Genomic DNA, 19,740 nt, shown 5'->3' on the forward strand with positions numbered 1-19,740 from the left:
TTTGGCACCGCTTTTACCATTCGCGATAAAGCGTCGTGTCGTCCATCTTATTCGGTCTAAAAATACAGGCCTTACCTGTCACATCTGACAGGTCACGCAGCACCTTGATCTTGTTAGCGTTGCTTCATCACGCAATTCCGATACCACGGGAGAGCGCAAAGTCGACACAGGATCAGCCCCATGGAAGAGCAAGCCTCCCTGAGCATCACCGAGCCCTCCATCGCCAAGAGTGCTTCCATTGCCACGATTGGCAAAAGCTGGGGATCGGTCGGCGTGACGGGCAGTGCCTCGTTCGAGTTGCCGCTGCCCCTTTCAGCAGGGCGCGGTTTCGATCCCGCCATGACGCTGAGCTATGACAGCCAGGGCGGTAACGGTCCGTTCGGTATTGGCTGGCGTTTGGGCACCAGCGCTATCACTCGCCGGACCAGCAAGGGTGTGCCCGATTACCTCGCCGCCGACATCATGGTCGGCCCCGGCGGCGAGGAGTTGATGCCCGAGCTGGATGACAAGGGCAAGCCCAAGTCCAGAATCGAGACTCAATACCGCGAGCTCCCCATTGGCGAGCACAGCGTAGTGCGCTACTGGCCGCGGATCGAGAGTTCGTTCGACCTGATCGAGCTCTGGCAACCGGATGAAAAACCGCCCTTCTGGCTGGTACACGGAGCCAATGGCAGCCTGCATGTGTACGGTAAAACCGACGCTTCGCGCCGTGCCGAGCCTGTCGACCCGGCCACCCCTGACGCGCCACCGCGTATCGGTGTGTGGTTGCTGCTCGAAAGCATGACCCCCCATGGCGAACACATCTGTTTCGACTACAAGCCCGAAGATCAGACTCACTCCCCGGATGACCCGCACGACTATCGTGCCCAGCGTTTTCTGCACCGGGTGTATTACGGCAATGCCCTGGCCAGCAAAGACTTGTACGCCTGGACGGTAGAAAACCCGGCAAACCTGGGCTGGCATTTCCACCTGGTGTTCGACTACGGCGAACGGACCCGAGATCTGGAAAAGAAACCGCTCTACGGCCCTCCGTTCGATACTCCCGGCGAGGGTTATGGTGAGTGGCAGTTGCGCGACGATCCCTTCCATAGCTACACCTATGGTTTCGAACTGGGCACCCGACGCCTGTGCCATCAGGTTTTGATGTTTCACCATTTCCCCGCAAAACCGGATCAAAAGCCGGCGCTGATTCGACGATTGCTACTGCAGTACCAAACGACTCCCTTGGCGTACACCCAACTGGTGGCGGCGCACTATCAGGCGTACGACGCCGGCGGCGCCGTGGAAAATATGCCACCGGTGGAATTCGACTATTCAGGCTTCGAACTCAATCAGCAGTCGAGCCCGTTCTTCCCCTTCGAAAACATGCCCGGCATCGAGGACGGCGCGCACCACCAATGCGTCGATCTGTTCGGTGAAGGCGTGCCGGGGTTTATCTGTCGTTATGACCAGAGCTGGTATTACCGCGAACCCTTGCGCGCGCTGACGGGGGCGGATGACATCCACTACGGCCCATGGACAGAACTGTCCCGAATTCCCGTGGCCAATCGCAATCAACCGACCTATCAGGCGTTGACCGATCTGACCGGCGACGGTCGGCTCGACTGGATCCTCGCCTCACCCGGCATGAGCGGTTTCCACACCCTCAACCCCGATCGCAGCTGGTCAGGGTTCATTCCCTTTACGGCGTTCCCGGTGGAGTTTTTCCACACGCTTTCACAGTCTGGCGACTTGATGGGTGACGGGCTCAGCTCGATGGCGCTGATCGGCCCGCGAAGCGTGCGCCTGTACGCCAATCGGCGTGAAGGCGGTTTCGCCCAGGGCCAGGACGTCGAGCACAAACCGGAGACCGATCGCCTGCCGCTGTTCAGCAATTCACGCAGCGAACTGGTGATGCTGGGTAACTTGCTGGGCAGTGACATGACCGAGCTGTGCCGCATCCGGCACGACGAAATCAGATGCTGGCCGAACCTCGGTCACGGTCTGTTCGGCAAAGGTTTTGTCATGAGTGCCCTGCCCTTCGATTACGCGACATTCGACGCGGCGCGGGTGCGGATTGCCGACCTCGACGGCTCCGGCGCACCGGCACTGATTTATCTGAAGTCCGACTGTTTCGAGATCTATTTGAATCACGGTGGCAATGGTCTGGAGCAGATCCCCGTCACGGTCCGTTGGCCCGACGGCATCCGTTACGACAACCTGTGCCAGGTCACCCTCGCCGACCTGCAAGGCCTGGGTTGCGCGAGCCTGATTTTGACCGTGCCGCACATGAAACCACGGCACTGGCGCTACGATTTCGTCAGCACCAAGCCTTACATGCTGGTCGCCAGTAACAACAACATGGGTTGCAGTACCCAGGTGGTGTATCGCAGTTCGGCGCAGGAATGGCTGGATGAAAAGCATCGGATACTCAAGCTCAAACGTTTCCCGATTTCCTACTTGCCGTTCCCGGTGCCCGTGGTCAAGCAACAAAGCCAGCTCGATGAAATCACCGGCAATCGCCTGAACCAGTTTTTCCAGTATTTGCACGGTTACTACGATGGCCGGAACCGCGAGTTTCGCGGCTTTGGCCTGCTAAGCCAGACCGACAGCGAAACAAGCGCCAGTGAAGACGACATCGGCTTTACCGCCCCGGCGCTGGTCTGCACCTGGTTTCACACCGGACGGCAGATCGACCTGCCACGCGATGGCTATTTCAACCGTGACTCCGAAGCGTGTGATTTGAAACCCACGCTGTTCTGCCAGTATCACCGCAACGACGCTTTCGATGACCCGATCCCGCCGCCCGATGAAGCCACCGCCCACGAAATCGCCCGAGCCCTTGCAGGTTCAGTGTTGCGCGTGGAGACCTACGCTGGCGACGATGACCTGTCCACGGCGGTGCCGTTCGCGGTGGAGGAAAGTCGTTACAAGGTCCGCGAACTGCGCAAAAAAGGAGACCATGACGCTTACCCGATTATGCTGCCCTTGCAACTGGAGAAGATCAGCTACCAGTACGAGCGCTTCATGAACGACCCTCTGTGCCGACATGAAATCACCTTGGGCCATGACGAGTTCGGTCTGCCTGTGCATGCCATCACGGTCAGTTATGCACGGCGTAGAACCGCCAGCGATGAACCGCCCTTTGACGATGTCGATGAACAGAAATGGTGGCTTGATGCCCACGATCCGGCACAGCAGTCTTATTACCTGAGCGAAACCCGCGCCGAGTTCATTCACTTGAAGGAGGACCTGCAAGGCTGGCGACTGGGTCTGCCCTATCTGCAACGGGGCAACGCAATGGTCTTGCCCAAGGAAACGGCACCCGCAGGACTTACCCCGGCAGATATCTCCCATGAACGGTTTATCGAGCTGTACGCCTCGCCCGAATGGGCCGCTCAGCGGCTACTGACCACGCAGTCGGTACATCGCTACCTCAAGACTGACGATCGAACCATACTTGCCGATGGCAAAGCCGATTTCGAGGCACTGCGGGCACCGCTGGAAATTGCCCAACTGGACAAGACAGCACTGCAAGCCTACGACACGGTGCCGTCGCTCGTTATTCGGGACGAACTGGAAAAAATCGGCTATTCGGCCATGCCTCTGGTGCTGGGGATAGACGAGGAGGCAGACAAGGAAGAGGACAAGGAGAGAAATCTATGGTCGTCCCGGTATGGTTTTGCCAAGTACGGCGAGTTCGATAGTTTTTACAAAGTGATGGCGTACAACGAAACGCCCAGTTACGGCATCACGACAGCCCGCTACGACGCCTACTGTCTGCTGCCGAAAAGCATCACGCAGCCGGACGGGTGCGAAGCCCGTTTCGAATATGACTATCACGCGCTGCAACTCATGCGCAGCATCGATGCCAATGACAATGTCGAAGAAGCCCTTTACGAGCCGTCCGGACAACCCCTTGCCATCAGTTTTTATGGAACTGAAGACGACAAAGAAGTTGGTTTTCGCCCCCTCGATGAACACGTACGTCCCGTGGACCATCGTCCGGACCCTGCCATCGAAGATCCGAAAGGCGCCCTGAAAAAAGCGGCCAGCGTATTGAGCAAGGACCTGTTCAGCTGGATGGGCGAACTTCCCCATTCCGTCAGGCAGACACCTGACTGGCTGACCACCTGGGTCGCACAAGGCTACGTGCTGCCAAGTCTACACATTTGCGCCAGCGCCCGCCGTCGCCTGTCCCGGCTCAAGTCCCTGACCGGGCCTGAACAAGCGCTGCTCGACCTGATCCACACGGTTCCTCGCGAACCGGTGCACAGCGTCGTCCTCACCGCTGACCGCTATTGGGATGATGAGCTGCAACAAATCCAGATCGTCAAAGCTTTCGTGGATGGTTTCGGCCGGCCACTGCAGACCAAACAGTTGGTCGAGCCGGGACAGGCTTTTGTGGTGGAAAACGGTGAGCTGGTGATTGAAGACGGCAAGCCAAAAATTGCGCACGCCGATCCGCGCTGGCGCGTCAGCGAACGTGTGGAATACAACAACAAGGGGTTGGCCGTTCGGGCGTTTCGCCCTTACTTCGCCAATGGGCACCGCTATATCAATGACCACTCTTTTCGTGAGTTCGGCCATCACGATCAGAACTTTTACGACGTGCTGGGTCGCCTGAACAAAGTCATCAACGCCAAAGGAGATGTCGCGCTCGAGATCATCCATCCCTGGTACTCCACCAGCCTGGACTTTAATGACACCTATGTTGCGCCGATTGATGGTGAGCTGAAGGCAGGCAAGCCATGACAACCACCGTCCATTGGCGGACCCCGAATGTGACGGCCATTGATAGCCGGGGCTTACCGATTCGCCAGATCGCCTACTTGCGCAAGATCGCTGCCGGCCCAGTGGCCCCCCTGATCACCCGCCAGCACTACGACGCCGCCGGGCGACTGCTCGAGCAATGGGATCCGCGTCTGTTTGGGCTCGTCCCGAACCTGACCACGGTCTACCGCCTGTCCGGTGAACCGCTGAAAGTCGACAGCGTCGACGCCGGCTGGCGTTTGAGCCTGCCAGGCTTGGCCGGGGAAGTGCTGGTGCGTTGGGACCAACGTGGCAGTCATTGGCGCACCACCTACGACCCTCAATTACGCCCGCTGGTCGTTGAGGTAATTGATACACCGAACGTCGAAACCTTTACCTATGCCGATGCATCCGCCGACCCCGCCCACAACCTGCGCGGTCAGTTGACCGAGCAGCTCGACCGCTCCGGTCCCTTGAGCCTCGACAGCTACAGCTTGCTGGGACAGCCACTGCGAGAAACCCGAACCCTGGCCGAGGGCAAGCCCTACCAAAGCTGCCGGATTTACAGCCCGCTCGGTACGCTGTTAACCCAGACCGATGCCGGTGACCACCAGCAACAGTCGCGTTACGACATCGCCGGGCAGCTCAAACAGGTTGAGCTGCTACTAAAAGGCAGCCCGAACTGGCAGCCGGTTCTCAAAGACGCGCAGTACAACGCCGCTTGCCAGATCACCGAACAACGGGCCGGTAATGACGTGCTCAGCACCTGGACCTACGACCCGGCCGATGGGCGCCTGTCCATGCAGCGAGCGCAAAAAAAAGCCGAGCCAGCTCTGCAAGATTTCGAATATTTCTACGACCGCGTTGGCAACATCATCCGCCTCGAAGACCACGCCTTCCAACCGACATTTTTCGCCAACCAGCTGATCGACGGCCATCGCGACTTTACCTATGACTCGCTGTACCGACTGATCAGCGCCAGCGGTTACGACGATGCGCCGCCGTCGGATGTTCCGGGTCGGCCCCTGCCCGGGGATCCGAACAATCGGCTCAACTACACGCAACACTATGATTACGATCACGGCGGTAACCTGATCGAACTGCGTCACGTGCGTGCGGGCGCTTCGCAGACTCGCCAGATATTCATCGACCCCGGCAGCAATCGTGGCGTGCGCTGGACAGAGGGAGATCCTGCTCCGGTTTTTTCCGAGTTGTTCGACCTTCACGGCAACCTCAAGGACTTGCAACCGGGCAAAGCCTTGCAGTGGAACAGCCTGGACCAGTTGGAAGCGGTCACGCTGGTCCAACGCGACAATGGCCCCGATGACCAGGAGTTTTACCGCTACAGCCAAGGCGTGCGTGTGTACAAACGCCATGAAACCCACACGTCATCGCTCAGCCATTTCCAGGACGTGATCTACCTGCCGGGGCTGGAAATCCGCACCCGCGACAGCGGCGAAAAATTGCATGTGATCACCCTACCCGGCGGACGCGGCAGCGTGCGTTGCCTGCACTGGGTCAGCGGCAAACCCGCCAACATCGCCGCCGATCAATTGCGCTACAGCCTCGATGACCACTTGGGGTCCTGCGCGCTGGAACTCGATCATGATGCGCAAGTGATCAGCCAGGAAGGTTATTACCCGTTCGGCGCCACGGCCTGGTTCGCGCGCGGCAGTGAGGTGGGCGTCGACTACAAAACCATCCGCTATTCGGGCAAGGAAATGGATGACAGCGGGCTGTATTACTACGGTGCGCGCTATTACGCGCCGTGGTTGCAGCGCTGGGTCAGTGCCGACCCGGCGGGGGATGTGGACGGGCTGAATTTGTATGGGTTTGTCGGGAACAATCCCCTGAATTACTTCGATGACAGTGGTGAAAGCAAAAAACCCAGCGAGTTGAAGAGTGAAATCATCAGTGGCTTCAAATTTCTATCCAGTGTTCACCATGAAATGAACACCCTGGACAAGCAGCTCGGTGATCTTTCCCATCCGGCTGCATTCCGATTGAACATTCTGAAGAATTTTATCTATCAAGTCGGCAGTATTCCTGTCGGCTGGTTCACGTCATTCAATGCTGCCGGCGAAGCATCTGGTGCGTTTCCCAACTTCAGCAACGCCAATCCGCATATGTCTGGCGCCCTGTCCGGAATGTTGTTAGGCAACCAGGTCGCCGATGCAAGCACCGGGTTGTATGCAACCCAGATGAGCCCCTTGAATCTCAATACGCCGGTGGTACCGGATCCTTCTGCTTTCAGCGCTGACGCCCTCAAAGAAAAAGCCGGTTTAACACAGACGAGCACCCCGTTTTTTCATGAACCGACAGGCGAAGAACTGTTAGAAAACTCTATCGCGTTGGTGTCCAGAACGGCCGGTGCTTATATACCGGGGGTGGGAGAAGCCATTGCAATGGCAAAAGTAGCCGAGGATGGAAGCAGGGCCGAAGAAGGCCTGTTCACACAGGAACTTAATGAGATCGAGTCGACGCTGGAGCAGTTAAGCGAAGCGACCCTCACCGTTGCCGCCATGATCAATGCGAACTATGCAGAGCTGGGTATTAGAGAGTTTTATGACGAAAGCCATCACGGTCTGGACTTCCTGATTGACCTTGGACTTGGACGAGTGGGCACCGAAAAATCAAAAATGGTCAGGCAGGCGAAGCTTCATCCCTTTAAGGAACGAGCTCTGAGTGACATTAACGATACGAAAGCCACGTTAAAAAGATACGGCAATCACCTCACACAAAAAGCAGCGAAAAAAGCGGCCGGAGGTTGATCGATGACTATTAGCGAGTCTGTGCATCGACGCACGCCTGACATCACCACCCATGACGGCAGAGGTTTACCGATTCGCCAGATCGAGTACTTGCGCAAGGTCGCTGCCGGCCCCGTGGAAACACTGATCACCCGCCAGCACTACGACGCCGCCGGGAGATTGCTTGAGCAATCAGACCCGCGACTGTTCGGTGTCGTCCCCAACCTGATCACCGTATACCGCTTATCCGGCGAGCGGTTGAAGGTAGATTCCGTCGACGCTGGCTGGCGCTTGAGCCTGGCCGGACTGGCCGGGGAAACGCTGCAGCGCTGGGACCAACGTGGCAGTCATTGGCGCACCACCTACGACGCTCTGTTGCGCCCGCTCAGCATCGAGGAAAACGGCGAGCCCAACGTCGAAACCTTTACCTATGCCGATGCCTCCGCCGATCCTGCTTTCAACCTGCGCGGCCAGCTGACCCAGCAGCTCGACCGCTCTGGCACCTTGAGTCTCGACAGCTATGGCCTGCTGGGGCAGCCCCTGCGCGAAACCCGAACCCTGACCGAGGGCAAGCCCTACCAAAGCAGCCGGATTTACAGCCCGCTCGGTACGCTGTTAAGCCAGACCGATGCCGGTGACCACCAGCAACAGTCGCGTTACGACATCGCCGGGCAGCTCAAACAGGTTGAGCTGCTACTAAAAGGCAGCCCGAACTGGCAGCCGGTTCTCAAAGACGCGCAGTACAACGCCGCTGGCCAGATCACCGAACAACGGGCCGGCAATGACGTGCTCAGCACCTGGACCTACGACCCGGCCGATGGGCGCCTGTCCATGCAGCGAGCGCAAAAAAACGCCGTGCCAGCGCTGCAAGATTTCGAATATTTCTACGACCGCGTTGGCAACATCACGCGCATCGAAGACCACGCGCTCAAACCGATTTACTTCGCCAACCAGCTCATCGACGGTCATCGCGATTTCACCTATGACTCGCTGTACCGGCTGACCAGCGCCACCGGTTACGACGATGCGCCGCCGTCGGATGTTCCGGGTCGGCCCCTGCCCGGGGATCCGAACAATCGGCTCAACTACACGCAACACTATGAACACGATCACGGCGGTAACCTGATCAAACTGCGTCACTTGCGGGCAGGCGCCTCACAGACCCGCGAGATGTTCATCGACCCTGCCAGCAACCGCGGTGTGCGCTGGAAAGAGGGAGATCCTGTACCCGTTTTTTCCGAGTTGTTCGACCGCCACGGCAATCTCCAGGACTTGCAACCGGGCAACGCCCTGCAGTGGAACAACCTGGACCAGCTGGAATCGGTGACGCTGGTCAAACGCGCCAACGGCCCCAATGACGAAGAGTTCTACCGCTACAGCCAGGGCGTACGCGTGTACAAACGGCATAAAACCCACACGTCCTCGCTCACTCATGTCCAGGACGTGATCTACCTGCCGGGGCTGGAAATCCGCACCCGCGACAGCGGCGAAAAATTGCATGTGATCACCCTACCCGGCGGACGCGGCAGCGTGCGTTGCCTGCACTGGGTCAGCGGCAAACCCGCCAACATCGCCGCCGATCAATTGCGCTACAGCCTCGACGATCATTTGGGTTCCTGCGCGCTGGAGCTCGATCAACAGGCGCAGGTGATCAGCGAGGAAGGTTATTACCCGTTCGGCGCCACGGCCTGGTATGCGCGGGGAAGCGAGGTGGACGTCGACTACAAAACCATCCGCTATTCGGGCAAGGAAATGGATGACAGCGGGCTGTATTACTACGGCGCGCGCTATTACGCGCCGTGGTTACAACGTTGGGTCAGTGCCGACCCGGCGGGGGATGTGGATGGGTTGAATCTGTACGGGTTTGTGGGGAACAACCCTATGCGGTACATCGATAATGCAGGGTTCAGCAAGACAGAAACCGAACGACGCACAGAAATAAAAGGGTTCATCAAAATCCTGTCCTCAGCAACGAAGGCCGTAGATAAACAAAATACATTGCTGGAGCATGCTTTTGAGGAAAAGGACATAAACCGTACGATCGCTAAAACTAACGTATTCGCTGTTGTAACCGGTGTTGTTGCCTACGGTTCAGGAGTGGTCGGAGGCTTCACAGGTGGACTGGTGGGAACGAGTATTCTTCCCGGAGTGGGTACTGTCACGGGCGCGACCGTCGGTGCTTTCGGCGCAAGAAAAGCGGCCAGTAAAGGCATGGAGAAATTAGGCATCGCAACGAATCTTGAGCCTTCGATTACACCTAAGGCTGCTGCTCTTTCCTGGGAAACAATCAAGAAGGATAGTGCCTCGATTCTTTCTGTCGAATACGCTAAAGGCCTGCGCAATGAATACAACCCGCTTACATCGAAAGGCCAAAAAACATATTTCAAGGAGACAGTAACGTTCGCAATGGGGGGGCTCATAAAGAAGGGTGCAAAAGAACTGATCGCGTTGGGAAAACTCTCTGAAGAATCAAATGATCTGGTAGACGGCTTGAGCCCCATGAAGGTCAATGGACTGGAAGCCGCTTACACGAAACTGGGCAACGATGTCGCCGCAGATTTCAACCTCGCAATGGAAAACTTTATCGCATTAGGTACCCCAACGCTGTACTCGACCGGTGGGGCGACAGGTCCTGCAGAGTTGATAGAGCTCAAAACCATAAAAGCAGACATGATGATATTCAAGGCGAAATTACAAAGAGCGCAGGGAAATATTGCAAGGTACAGACAGCGACAAGACTGGCCGAGCAAGTGAACGTCACCGTCAGCCTGAAGCGTGCGCAGGACTATTACAGAGACTCTACACAGGCATGCTATCTTGCCGGTCCCGATGACTGACCCGTTGCCGTCCACATGCCTTTGAATGCCCGCGCAGCCAGGTTGACGCTCTATACCTTGCTGATCCTGGCCGGTGCCGCGCTGGCTGCAGGTTTTGCCGTGCGTCATGCCGAGCGCCAGGCGCTGGTCGAAGACGCCGCCCGCGCCAATCAGCAATTGGCGCTCTACGCCAACTCCCTGCACACCCTGATCGACCGCTACCGCGCCCTGCCTGCCGTGCTCGCGCTGGATCCGCAATTGCGTGCAGCCCTCAAGGGTTCGGTATCCGCTGAACAGCAGGACGCACTGAACCGCAAACTGGAAAAAATCAACGGCGCAGCCCACTCATCGACCCTGGAACTGCTCGACCACACCGGCCTCGCCGTGGCCGCCAGCAATTGGCGTTTGCCCAGTAGTTACGTCGGCCACAACTACGGTTTTCGCCCCTATTTCAGCCAGACGCGCACCCAAGGCACCGGGCGTTTTTACGCGGTGGGCGTGACCAGCGGCATTCCCGGTTACTTCCTGTCCAGCGCGGTCACCGGTGACGACGGCCAGTTCCTCGGCGCCATGGTGGTGAAACTCGAATTCCCGGAACTGGAGCGCGAGTGGCGCCAGGGCAGCGACACGCTGCTGGTCAGCGATGCACGCGGGATTATCTTCATCGCCAACCAGCCGGGCTGGCGCTATCGCCTGTTGAAACCGCTGAGTGACAGCGATCACGCCGAACTCAAGGTCACCCGTCAATACGATAAACAACCGCTGACACCGCTCGAGTATCAATCGGTGCGGCGCTTCGACGACAACAGTGACCTGACGCGGGTCGTGGGTCCTGACGGGACGGCGAATTACCTGTGGGAATCGCTGCCACTGAGCACTGAAGGCTGGACGTTGCACCTGCTGCGCCGCCCGCAAATCGCGTTCGAAGACAGCCGCAACGCCGGGCTCGCCGCCGCCGGGTTGTGGCTGGCGGTGGTGTTTCTGTTGCTGTTCCTCAATCAGCGCTGGCGTCTGGCCAAGCTGCGCCAGCGCAGTCGCGAAGAGCTCGAACAACTGGTGGAAGAACGCACCCGCGACCTGCGCACCGCTCAGGACGGTCTGGTGCAATCGGCCAAACTCGCCGCTCTCGGCCAGATGTCTGCCGCGCTGGCCCATGAAATCAATCAGCCATTGACCGCCCAGCGCATGCAGCTTGCTACTCTGAGGCTGCTGCTCGATCACGGCAGGGTTGACGACGCTTACAAGGCGCTCAAACCGGTGGATGACATGCTGACGCGCATGGCCGCCCTCACCGGCCACCTGAAAACCTTCGCCCGTAAAAGCCCCAGCGGTTTACGCGAACGCCTGGACCTGGCGGCGGTGGTCGACCAATCGTTGCTTCTGCTCGACACACGGTTGCGCGATGAACAGGTCAGCACGGTGCTGCACCTGACGCGCCCGGCCTGGGTGCGTGGCGATGCGATTCGTCTGGAACAGGTGCTTATCAATTTGCTGCGCAATGCCCTGGACGCCATGCAGGACAAGCCCTGCAAACGCCTGGAAATCCGTCTCGAAGCCGACGAACAACTCTGGCGCCTGACCGTTACTGACAACGGTGGCGGCATTGCCGAAGAGCACTTGGCCAACGTGTTTGATCCGTTCTTCACCACCAAACCGGTGGGTGATGGCCTGGGCCTCGGGCTGGCCGTATCCTTTGCCATCGTTCATGAATCGGGTGGACGCCTGAGCGCCGACAATCATGCAAACGGCGCGGTGTTTACCGTGACCTTGCCCATCGACCTGGAGGCACCTGGCTCATGCTGAACTCAGTGATGGTGGTCGACGACGAAAGCAGTATTCGCAGTGCCGTCGAACAATGGCTGAGCCTGTCGGGGTTCGAGGTGCAGTTGTTCAGCCGCGCCGATGAGTGCCTGGCGCAGCTGCCGAAGCATTTCCCCGGGGTGATCCTCAGCGACGTGCGCATGCCGGGCATGACCGGCCTGGAACTGCTGGCCGAAGTTCAGCGGCGCGATGCCGACTTGCCGGTGATTCTGCTGACCGGTCACGGCGATGTGCCGATGGCGGTCGAAGCGATGCGCGATGGCGCCTACGACTTCCTTGAAAAACCCTTCAGCCCCGAAACCCTGCTCGGCAGCCTGCGCCGTGCGCTGGACAAGCGGCGGCTGGTGCTGGAAAACCGCGCCCTGCATGAGCAGGCGGACAACCGCGCCAAACTCGATGCGACGTTGCTGGGCGTGTCCCGTGGTTTGCAGACGCTGCGTCGGCAAGTGCTGGACCTGGCGACGCTGCCGGTCAATGTGTTGATACGTGGTGAAACCGGCAGCGGCAAGGAGTTGGTTGCCCGTTGCCTGCACGACTTCGGCCCGCGGGCCGACAAACCGTTTGTGGCATTGAACTGTGCGGCGATCCCCGAGCAGTTGTTCGAGGCCGAGCTGTTCGGCCACGAGAGCGGCGCGTTCACCGGCGCCTCGGGCAAACGCATCGGCAAGCTCGAATACGCCGATGGCGGCACGCTGTTTCTCGATGAAATCGAAAGCATGCCGCTGGCTCAGCAGGTGAAATTGCTGCGGGTGTTGCAGGAGCAGAAGCTGGAGCGGTTGGGCTCCAATCAGAGCATCCGCGTGGATTTGCGAATCATCGCCGCGACCAAACCCGACTTGCTCGACGAAGCCCGGGCCGGACGCTTTCGCGAGGACCTGGCCTATCGGTTGAACGTGGCCGAGTTGCGGCTGCCACCGTTGCGCGAGCGGCGTGAAGACATTCCGTTGTTGTTCGAGACGTTTGCGCACAATGCCGCCGAGCGTTTGGGGCGGACTTTTCCACCGCTGAGTGGCCCGCAGTTGAGCCACCTGCTGAGCCACGACTGGCCAGGCAATGTGCGCGAATTGGCGAACGTTGCTGAGCGGCAAGTGTTGGGGCTGGGCGAGCCGGAACCGGTGGGGATCGATCCTGGGCAATCGCTGGCGGCGCAGCAGGAAGCGTTTGAAGCGCATTGTTTGCGCGCGGCGTTGACCCGGCATAAGGGCGATGTGAAAGCGGTGCTTGAAGAGCTGCAACTGCCGCGCCGGACCTTTAATGAAAAGATGCAGCGGCATGGGTTGAGTCGGGAGATGTTTTTGGGGGAGTGAGTTTTCACGCGGGATTTTCAGTGATGCTGAAATCCATCCCCTCACCCCAACCCTCTCCCCAACGGGGAGAGGGGGAAAGGGAGCAGATTTGTGTTGTTTTCAAAGCTGCGTTCGGCTCGGTCTTTCAGGTCGATGTATGTCGTGGTCAACTAATTCCGGACACCTCGATAGGTGATTTTGATGCCATCGCCCGTTCATAAACTGTCGGTGGCAGATATCCCAGTTTCGAGTGCAGCCGTTCGTTGTTGTAAAACCCAACGATGTACTCAGTGATGTCGCGTATCGCCTCGCCATGGTTGGCGTAATCACGTCGCCATACCCGCTCCATTTTCAAGCTCAGGAAGAAGCGCTCCATCACTGCGTTATCCCAGCAGTTACCTTTACGGCTCATGCTTTGCTGCATGTCACTTCTTGCCAGCAGCGCTCTGTAGCTCGCACTCGCGTACTGGCTGCCGCGATCCGAGTGGGCGATCAAGCCGGGTGGCGGTTGACGTTGAGCAACCGCCAGCTGCATTGCACTGCACACCAGTTCAGCGGGCATGTTCGGCGCCATTGACCAGCCCACTACCTTGCGTGAGAACAAGTCCAGCACCACAGCCAGATACAGCCAGCCACTGCGGGTTCGGATGTAGGTAATGTCTGCTACCCAGGCCTTGTTCGCCGCCTCGGGTTCAAATTGGCGGTTCAATACATTTTCAGCAATCGGCAGGTCATGTTTGCTGTCGGTGGTGTGCACAAATTTACGCTTCCAGGCCGAACGCAGGCCGTTGACGCGCATCATGCGGCGAATCTTGTAAATGCCTACTTCCATACCCTTTGCACGTAACGCTTTACGCAATGGGCGACTGCCATAGCAGCCGCCACTTTCAGCAAACGACGCCTTGAGTTGCAGAGCAACGGGGCAGATCGATGCAGGAGCCTCAGCGCGCTTGTTTGCCTCGTAGAAGCCGGATCGACTAACCCCCAACAAACGACACACATACGCCACCGAATAAGCCTTCTGTTGCAGCTGCCGAACCAAGCGGTACGTTACTTCAGCTCGCGGGCAAAGAAGGCGGTGGCTTTTTTTAATACATCGTTATCCATCTTGAGTTGACGGTTTTCTTGCTCCAACTGACGAATACGCTGTTGCTCAGAGGTCAGCGGCTTGCCGATCCCGGCTTGTCCCAACTTCTCGGCCTCATACTGTTGTACCCAGCGTCGAACGGCCGTATCACCAATATCAAGATCACGACAAACCTGTGAAACACTCAGGCCCTGGTCCTTGATCATCTTTACAACTTCCAGCTTGAAGCTGTCGTCGAATACTTTACGTTTGTCGGTCATGGAGAACTCCTCAATAGGTGCATTTTCCACCTATCGGGGTGTCCGGGGAAATTAGACCACTGCAGTAGCTCCAAGAACACCTCGGTCAGTCCCCTCGCCCCTGTGGGGTGTTTGTACCGGACACATGGTGGACACATGGTGGACACATGTTCGGGGACATGGTGGACGTCTTCAAAGCCGCTTTCCTGATACAACGGTCTGCAAGCTCAAGTCAATTTTGGCAATGCGATGTCTGCTCCAATAGATGTCGTAGATGCCATCCTCGGTCGTTTCTCTGATGGCTATGTGCTCGCCGATGAAGGCCTTTCCAATCGCATACTTGCGGCTTTTCCAGTACATCTCGCCATTGGCCTGAACCTTTCTGATCAAATCCCCTTCGGCGTACTCCAGTGCTTGCCGATGCTCCTGGTATTCACGAGGACTACAGCTGTAGCGAGTCGCTGGAACCTCCATTTCCAATGCTTGATGGGGGCGTTTCTGGTTGTAGATATCGCGCCAGATATCGAAGGCGTTCTGTGCCCCAAGCAGGTCGATGAAGCACTGACCTTGCAAAACTTCAGCCTTGAGGCTGCGGTGAAAACGCTCAAGCTTGCCCTGAGTCTGCGGGTGATAAGGCCTGGAGTGGCCCACTCGGATGCCCTGGCTCATCAGCCAGACCTCTAACGCGGTATAAACCCCGCTCTGATCGCCCCACGGTGCACCGTTATCCATGGTCATGCGCATCGGCAAGCCGTAGCGCCGAAACACGTGGATAAGCTGCTCCTGCACGGTCTGACGCTGCTCGTTGCCACAGGCCGCGATGCACAGCGAGAACCGCGAATGGTCGTCCAATACCGTCAAGGGATGGCAGCGACCATGGCGCATGCCGACATGTCCCTTGAAGTCCATCTGCCAAAGATCGTTGGGGGCTTCATGCTCAAATCGGATAAAGGGTTTGGTATTTGCCGCCTGCGGGTCGATTCGCGAATTACGCTGCAAAATCGCATGCACCGTGCTGACGGCGGGCATCAAATACCCCTCATCCTCCAGATTGCGTTTGAGCTTGCGGGCGCCCCAGGCCGTGTGCTCCACCCCCAAGGCCAGAATCTGCTTTTCAACCGTATCAGCGCAGCGTTTGGGTGAATGTTTTGGGCGCCGAGACTGGTCGTGCAAGCCGTCTGCACCAGAGGTTTCGAACCGGCCAAGCCATTTGTATCCGGTGCTTGGGCTGATATGAAAGCGTCGGCAGAGTTGTCGGATATTGGCCCCTTCTTGCCGAGCTAACAGTACAAATTCGGAACGAAGCTGCATGGTGGACACCTCTTCCCAAGACACAAACCATCTCCTTTCAGATGAGCAATGTGTCTATTTAAAAGTGTCCACCATGTCTCCGAACACCTGTCCACCATGTGTCCGGTACAAACATGGGGAGAGGGTTAGGGTGAGGGGTGTTTCTCCCTGAATAAGCGGATTTCCGCTCACACCCCCATCACTCATAAGCAAACATCCGCTCATAAAACCCCGTCACCCCCTCTAAACCGGCCCTCCTCCCGTTGGCACACCTCCTGCTATAGCCCAAGCAGGCTGCGTTTCAACGCGCTCCACAAAAACAATTAAATGAAGGATCCGTCATGGATAACTCACAAACCCTGCCTCTTGGGTCGGCAGCTTCGCCTGCCAAAGAAAGAACCACTGCCAGTCGCATCAAATCGATCTTCAGCGGCTCTGTCGGCAACATGGTCGAGTGGTACGACTGGTACGTCTACGCCGCCTTCTCCCTGTACTTTGCCAAAGCCTTTTTCCCCAAAGGCGACACCACCGCACAACTGCTGAACACCGCCGCGATCTTCGCCGTGGGCTTCCTGATGCGCCCGATCGGTGGCTGGTTGATGGGCCTCTACGCCGACAAGGCCGGTCGCAAGAAAGCGCTGATGGCTTCGGTGTACCTGATGTGTTTCGGCTCGCTGCTGATCGCCCTGAGCCCGGGTTATGAAACCATTGGCATCGGCGCACCGATCCTGCTGATTTTCGCCCGTTTGCTGCAAGGTCTGTCGGTCGGTGGCGAGTACGGGACCTCGGCGACGTACCTCAGCGAGATGGCGACCAAGGAACGTCGCGGCTTTTACTCCAGCTTCCAGTACGTGACCCTGATCTCCGGCCAGCTCATCGCCCTGGCGGTGTTGATCGTGCTGCAACAGACCCTGACCACTGAAGAGCTGTACGCCTGGGGCTGGCGCATTCCGTTCGCCATCGGCGCGCTGTGTGCCGTGGTCGCGCTCTACCTGCGTCGTGGCATGGAAGAAACCGAGTCTTTCACCAAGAAAGAGAAGGCCAAGGAAAGCGCGATGCGCACCTTGATGCGCCATCCGAAGGAACTGATGACCGTGGTCGGCCTGACCATGGGCGGTACGCTGGCGTTCTACACCTACACCACGTACATGCAGAAATACCTGGTGAACACCGTCGGCATGAGCATCTCCGACTCCACCACTATTTCGGCCGCCACGCTGTTCCTGTTCATGTGCCTGCAACCGATCATTGGCGGGCTCTCGGATAAAGTCGGTCGCCGGCCAATCCTGATTGCCTTCGGTGTTCTCGGAACGCTGTTCACCGTGCCGATCCTGACCACCCTGCACACCGTTCAGACCTGGTGGGGCGCGTTCTTCCTGATCATGGCGGCGCTGATCATCGTCAGCGGCTACACCTCGATCAACGCGGTGGTCAAAGCCGAACTGTTCCCGACCGAAATCCGTGCGCTGGGCGTCGGCCTGCCGTACGCGCTGACCGTGTCGATCTTCGGCGGCACCGCTGAATACATCGCGCTGTGGTTCAAGAGCATCGGCATGGAAACCGGTTACTACTGGTATGTCACCGCGTGTATTGCCGTGTCGTTGCTGGTCTACGTGACCATGAAAGACACCCGCAAACATTCGCGGATCGAGACGGACTGAGTCCGTAAGCGACACAAAAAAAGGGGCAGACCTGGCAAAGGTCTGCCCCTTTTTCATTGACGCTGAAAAGAGTGCGGTCAAGACAAATAAGTGCGCCATGAACAATTTGTCACATAAGCAAAAGAGCGAATTAATCAGCGGTTAATGCCCTCCACAGACTCTCCTCGCCGATTCATTACATTGTGCAAGCGAACCTGGAGTACACACCATGAAAACCCAACTGATCCTCGCCCTGACCCTCTCTGTACTGGCCGCCAGTACCTTCGCCGCTGACGGTTACGATCGCACCGGCTCTGCCGCTTTCACCTCCGGAAGTGGCGCTGCAGTCGCCTCCGCTGGAAACGATCGCACTGACTCGGCGAAGGTCGCTTCCGACAGCGCCGATCACACCGACGCAGCCCGTACCAACTGATCTCACGCTGGAAATTACCCGTCAGCCCTTGCACTATGGCCGTCTTCGCTACGAACCGAATTCAGGAACCCCATGCCATGGCTGACGACATCCATTTCTACGAACCCGCCAACGGCCACGGCCTGCCGCATGACCCGTTCAATGCCATCGTCGGCCCGCGCCCCATTGGCTGGATTTCCTCTCAGGATGCCGATGGCCGCCTGAACCTGGCGCCTTACAGTTTCTTCAACGCGTTCAACTACATTCCGCCGATCATTGGGTTTTCCAGTGTCGGGCGCAAAGACAGCCTGAATAACATCGAGCGAACCGGCGAGTTCGCTTGGAACCTGGCGACCCGTCCGCTGGCCGAGCAGATGAACCGGTGCTCTGCCATGGTCCCGCCTGAGGTCAACGAGTTCGAGCTGTCCGGGCTAACCCCGGCAGCGTCGAAAATCATTCAGGTGCCGCGCGTCGCCGAAAGTCCGGTGTCCTTCGAGTGCAAGGTCACGCAGATCATTCAGTTGCAGCGGGCGGACGGCGAAGTGGTGCCGAGCTGGCTGATACTCGGCGAAGTGGTCGCCGTGCATATCGCCAAGTGGCTGTTGAAGGATGGGGTGTACGACACCGCCGCGGCAGAACCGATCCTGCGCGGCGGCGGGCCAGCGGATTATTTCCAGCTGGGGCCTGAGGCGTTGTTCAAGATGTATCGCCCGGGGGCGGTCAAGTAATTACCAGATCAGGTCGCCGTCTTCGCTGACGCCTTTGAGGTGTGTCAACTGCAGCGCGGCGGCTTCATCGGCCTCATGGGCAGTTTTGAAGGTCTGTTCTTCGAGCAGCTTGTGAAAGCGCGGTGCACCCGAACCACCGATGGCCTTGGTGGCGATTGCGGCGTGATAGCCGCCTTCACGGGGTACTACGGCAGATACGGCTTCGAAGGTTTCAAAGGCTTTGCGTGCCATGTCGCGGATCCTGGCTGATTGAGAGTTGAGCCATTAAACCCTCAACCCGCCATTTTGTGTACCCACGACTGGGACTGCCCCAGCGCCTGGGCAGCCGACACGTCCTTGAAGGTATGAAAATCCAGGCTGTTGACCACCAGGTCTTGCACCAACTCGGCAAAAATCTGCATGGCCGGGGTGCTGAAATAAGCGGTCATGGCCTGCTGGTTCATCCAGAAACCGGACACCAGCCACAACTCGGGATCGCATTGCGAATGCTGCAGCGCAAAGCTCAAGCAACCCGGTGCGCTACGAGACGGTTCGATCAAAGCGCTGAGGCGCGCACCGAGTTCCGCCGAACGCCCGGCGCGGGCGCGGACAAAGGCCATATGACTGACGGGGATCTGCGTAGACATGGTTAACCCTCCCAGGTACTCGAGTGGCAGCCGTGGGACGGGCTGCGACAGGATCAAAGGTTAAGCGCGCAAGTAGAAGCGCGGCTAGTCGATTCCTGCCGGCTTGTTGCACAATCCTGCGCGGCTTCTCGAAAAACCTATAACAACCTGTTAAAGCTTTCGTGCCAATGAAACAGGGCTTTCAAGCAAGTTTTCCTTGGGTTGCCCTGACATAGAGGTGCCGTTAATTCACTCCGTGCAGAATCAGGCAAGGTTGAGGCAGGATGTGTCTACCGCCTCGTCTTGCACAAACTTAAGCTCACCTCATTATTGAC

The 19,740-nt window shown here is 58.1% G+C and carries 12 protein-coding genes; 8 read left to right on the plus strand and 4 right to left on the minus strand.

Annotated elements, in window-relative coordinates:
* Positions 1–180 precede the first annotated feature (180 nt).
* The 5 genes from QFW87_RS23455 to QFW87_RS23475 all read left to right on the plus strand — a co-directional run bounded on the left by QFW87_RS23455 (position 181) and on the right by QFW87_RS23475 (position 13,425).
* Positions 181–4,734, plus strand: coding sequence for a SpvB/TcaC N-terminal domain-containing protein (locus QFW87_RS23455; protein ID WP_283188993.1), 4,554 nt, complete (start codon positions 181–183; stop codon positions 4,732–4,734).
* Positions 4,731–7,502: an RHS repeat-associated core domain-containing protein gene (locus QFW87_RS23460; protein ID WP_283188994.1), complete on the plus strand. Its 2,772-nt coding sequence runs from the start codon at positions 4,731–4,733 to the stop codon at positions 7,500–7,502. Before QFW87_RS23455 ends, QFW87_RS23460 begins: the two co-directional genes overlap by 4 nt.
* 3 nt (positions 7,503–7,505) lie before the next feature.
* Positions 7,506–10,235 (plus strand): RHS repeat-associated core domain-containing protein, encoded by a 2,730-nt coding sequence (locus QFW87_RS23465; protein WP_283188995.1) that lies wholly within the window; start codon positions 7,506–7,508, stop codon positions 10,233–10,235.
* Positions 10,236–10,333: 98 nt separating this feature from the next.
* Positions 10,334–12,100, plus strand: coding sequence for an ATP-binding protein (locus QFW87_RS23470; RefSeq protein WP_283188996.1), 1,767 nt, complete (start codon positions 10,334–10,336; stop codon positions 12,098–12,100).
* On the plus strand, positions 12,094–13,425 hold the full coding sequence (locus QFW87_RS23475; protein ID WP_283181485.1) for a sigma-54 dependent transcriptional regulator: 1,332 nt from the start codon (positions 12,094–12,096) through the stop codon (positions 13,423–13,425). The genes QFW87_RS23470 and QFW87_RS23475 overlap by 7 nt, the downstream gene beginning before the upstream one ends.
* Positions 13,426–13,570: 145 nt before the next feature.
* Here QFW87_RS23475 and QFW87_RS23480 read toward each other — a convergent pair.
* A protein-coding gene (locus QFW87_RS23480; protein WP_283180883.1) for an IS3 family transposase occupies positions 13,571–14,751 on the minus strand; the annotation gives its coding sequence in 2 pieces (ribosomal slippage) (positions 13,571–14,496 and positions 14,496–14,751; 1,182 coding nt in all).
* 171 nt (positions 14,752–14,922) lie between these two features.
* A complete protein-coding gene (locus QFW87_RS23485; protein ID WP_283182018.1) occupies positions 14,923–16,041 on the minus strand; it encodes an IS481 family transposase in 1,119 nt (372 codons plus the stop codon).
* A gap of 320 nt (positions 16,042–16,361) precedes the next feature.
* Here QFW87_RS23485 and QFW87_RS23490 point away from each other — a divergent pair, with 320 nt between their 5' ends.
* The 3 genes from QFW87_RS23490 (at position 16,362) to QFW87_RS23500 (ending at position 18,800) form a co-directional block, all read left to right on the plus strand.
* Positions 16,362–17,681 (plus strand): MFS transporter, encoded by a 1,320-nt coding sequence (locus QFW87_RS23490; protein ID WP_283188997.1) that lies wholly within the window; start codon positions 16,362–16,364, stop codon positions 17,679–17,681.
* A gap of 208 nt (positions 17,682–17,889) precedes the next feature.
* Positions 17,890–18,093 (plus strand): hypothetical protein, encoded by a 204-nt coding sequence (locus QFW87_RS23495; RefSeq protein ID WP_140676913.1) that lies wholly within the window; start codon positions 17,890–17,892, stop codon positions 18,091–18,093.
* Positions 18,094–18,170: 77 nt separating this feature from the next.
* Positions 18,171–18,800: a flavin reductase family protein gene (locus QFW87_RS23500; RefSeq protein WP_283181488.1), complete on the plus strand. Its 630-nt coding sequence runs from the start codon at positions 18,171–18,173 to the stop codon at positions 18,798–18,800.
* Here the strand turns inward: QFW87_RS23500 and QFW87_RS23505 are convergent, their stop codons facing one another.
* On the minus strand, positions 18,801–19,031 hold the full coding sequence (locus QFW87_RS23505; protein WP_134417485.1) for a hypothetical protein: 231 nt from the start codon (positions 19,029–19,031) through the stop codon (positions 18,801–18,803).
* Positions 19,032–19,072: 41 nt separating this feature from the next.
* Complete coding sequence (locus tag QFW87_RS23510; RefSeq protein WP_283181489.1) at positions 19,073–19,426, minus strand: antibiotic biosynthesis monooxygenase family protein; 354 nt, start codon at positions 19,424–19,426, stop codon at positions 19,073–19,075.
* Between the last annotated feature and the right edge of the window lie 314 nt (positions 19,427–19,740).

The organism is Pseudomonas sp. PMCC200344 (assembly GCF_030053095.1).
Taxonomy (GTDB): domain Bacteria; phylum Pseudomonadota; class Gammaproteobacteria; order Pseudomonadales; family Pseudomonadaceae; genus Aquipseudomonas; species Aquipseudomonas svalbardensis.

Excerpts from the sequence above, each read along its gene's own strand:
- QFW87_RS23465 (WP_283188995.1), top strand. The coding sequence starts at position 7,506 with ATGACTATTAGCGAGTCTGTGCATCGACGCACGCCTGACATCACCACC.
- QFW87_RS23490 (WP_283188997.1), top strand. The coding sequence starts at position 16,362 with ATGGATAACTCACAAACCCTGCCTCTTGGGTCGGCAGCTTCGCCTGCC.
- QFW87_RS23510 (WP_283181489.1), bottom strand. The coding sequence starts at position 19,426 with ATGTCTACGCAGATCCCCGTCAGTCATATGGCCTTTGTCCGCGCCCGC.
- QFW87_RS23475 (WP_283181485.1), top strand. The coding sequence starts at position 12,094 with ATGCTGAACTCAGTGATGGTGGTCGACGACGAAAGCAGTATTCGCAGT.
- QFW87_RS23495 (WP_140676913.1), top strand. The coding sequence starts at position 17,890 with ATGAAAACCCAACTGATCCTCGCCCTGACCCTCTCTGTACTGGCCGCC.
- QFW87_RS23460 (WP_283188994.1), top strand. The coding sequence starts at position 4,731 with ATGACAACCACCGTCCATTGGCGGACCCCGAATGTGACGGCCATTGAT.
- QFW87_RS23500 (WP_283181488.1), top strand. The coding sequence starts at position 18,171 with ATGGCTGACGACATCCATTTCTACGAACCCGCCAACGGCCACGGCCTG.
- QFW87_RS23470 (WP_283188996.1), top strand. The coding sequence starts at position 10,334 with ATGCCTTTGAATGCCCGCGCAGCCAGGTTGACGCTCTATACCTTGCTG.
- QFW87_RS23505 (WP_134417485.1), bottom strand. The coding sequence starts at position 19,031 with ATGGCACGCAAAGCCTTTGAAACCTTCGAAGCCGTATCTGCCGTAGTA.
- QFW87_RS23455 (WP_283188993.1), top strand. The coding sequence starts at position 181 with ATGGAAGAGCAAGCCTCCCTGAGCATCACCGAGCCCTCCATCGCCAAG.
- QFW87_RS23485 (WP_283182018.1), bottom strand. The coding sequence starts at position 16,041 with ATGCAGCTTCGTTCCGAATTTGTACTGTTAGCTCGGCAAGAAGGGGCC.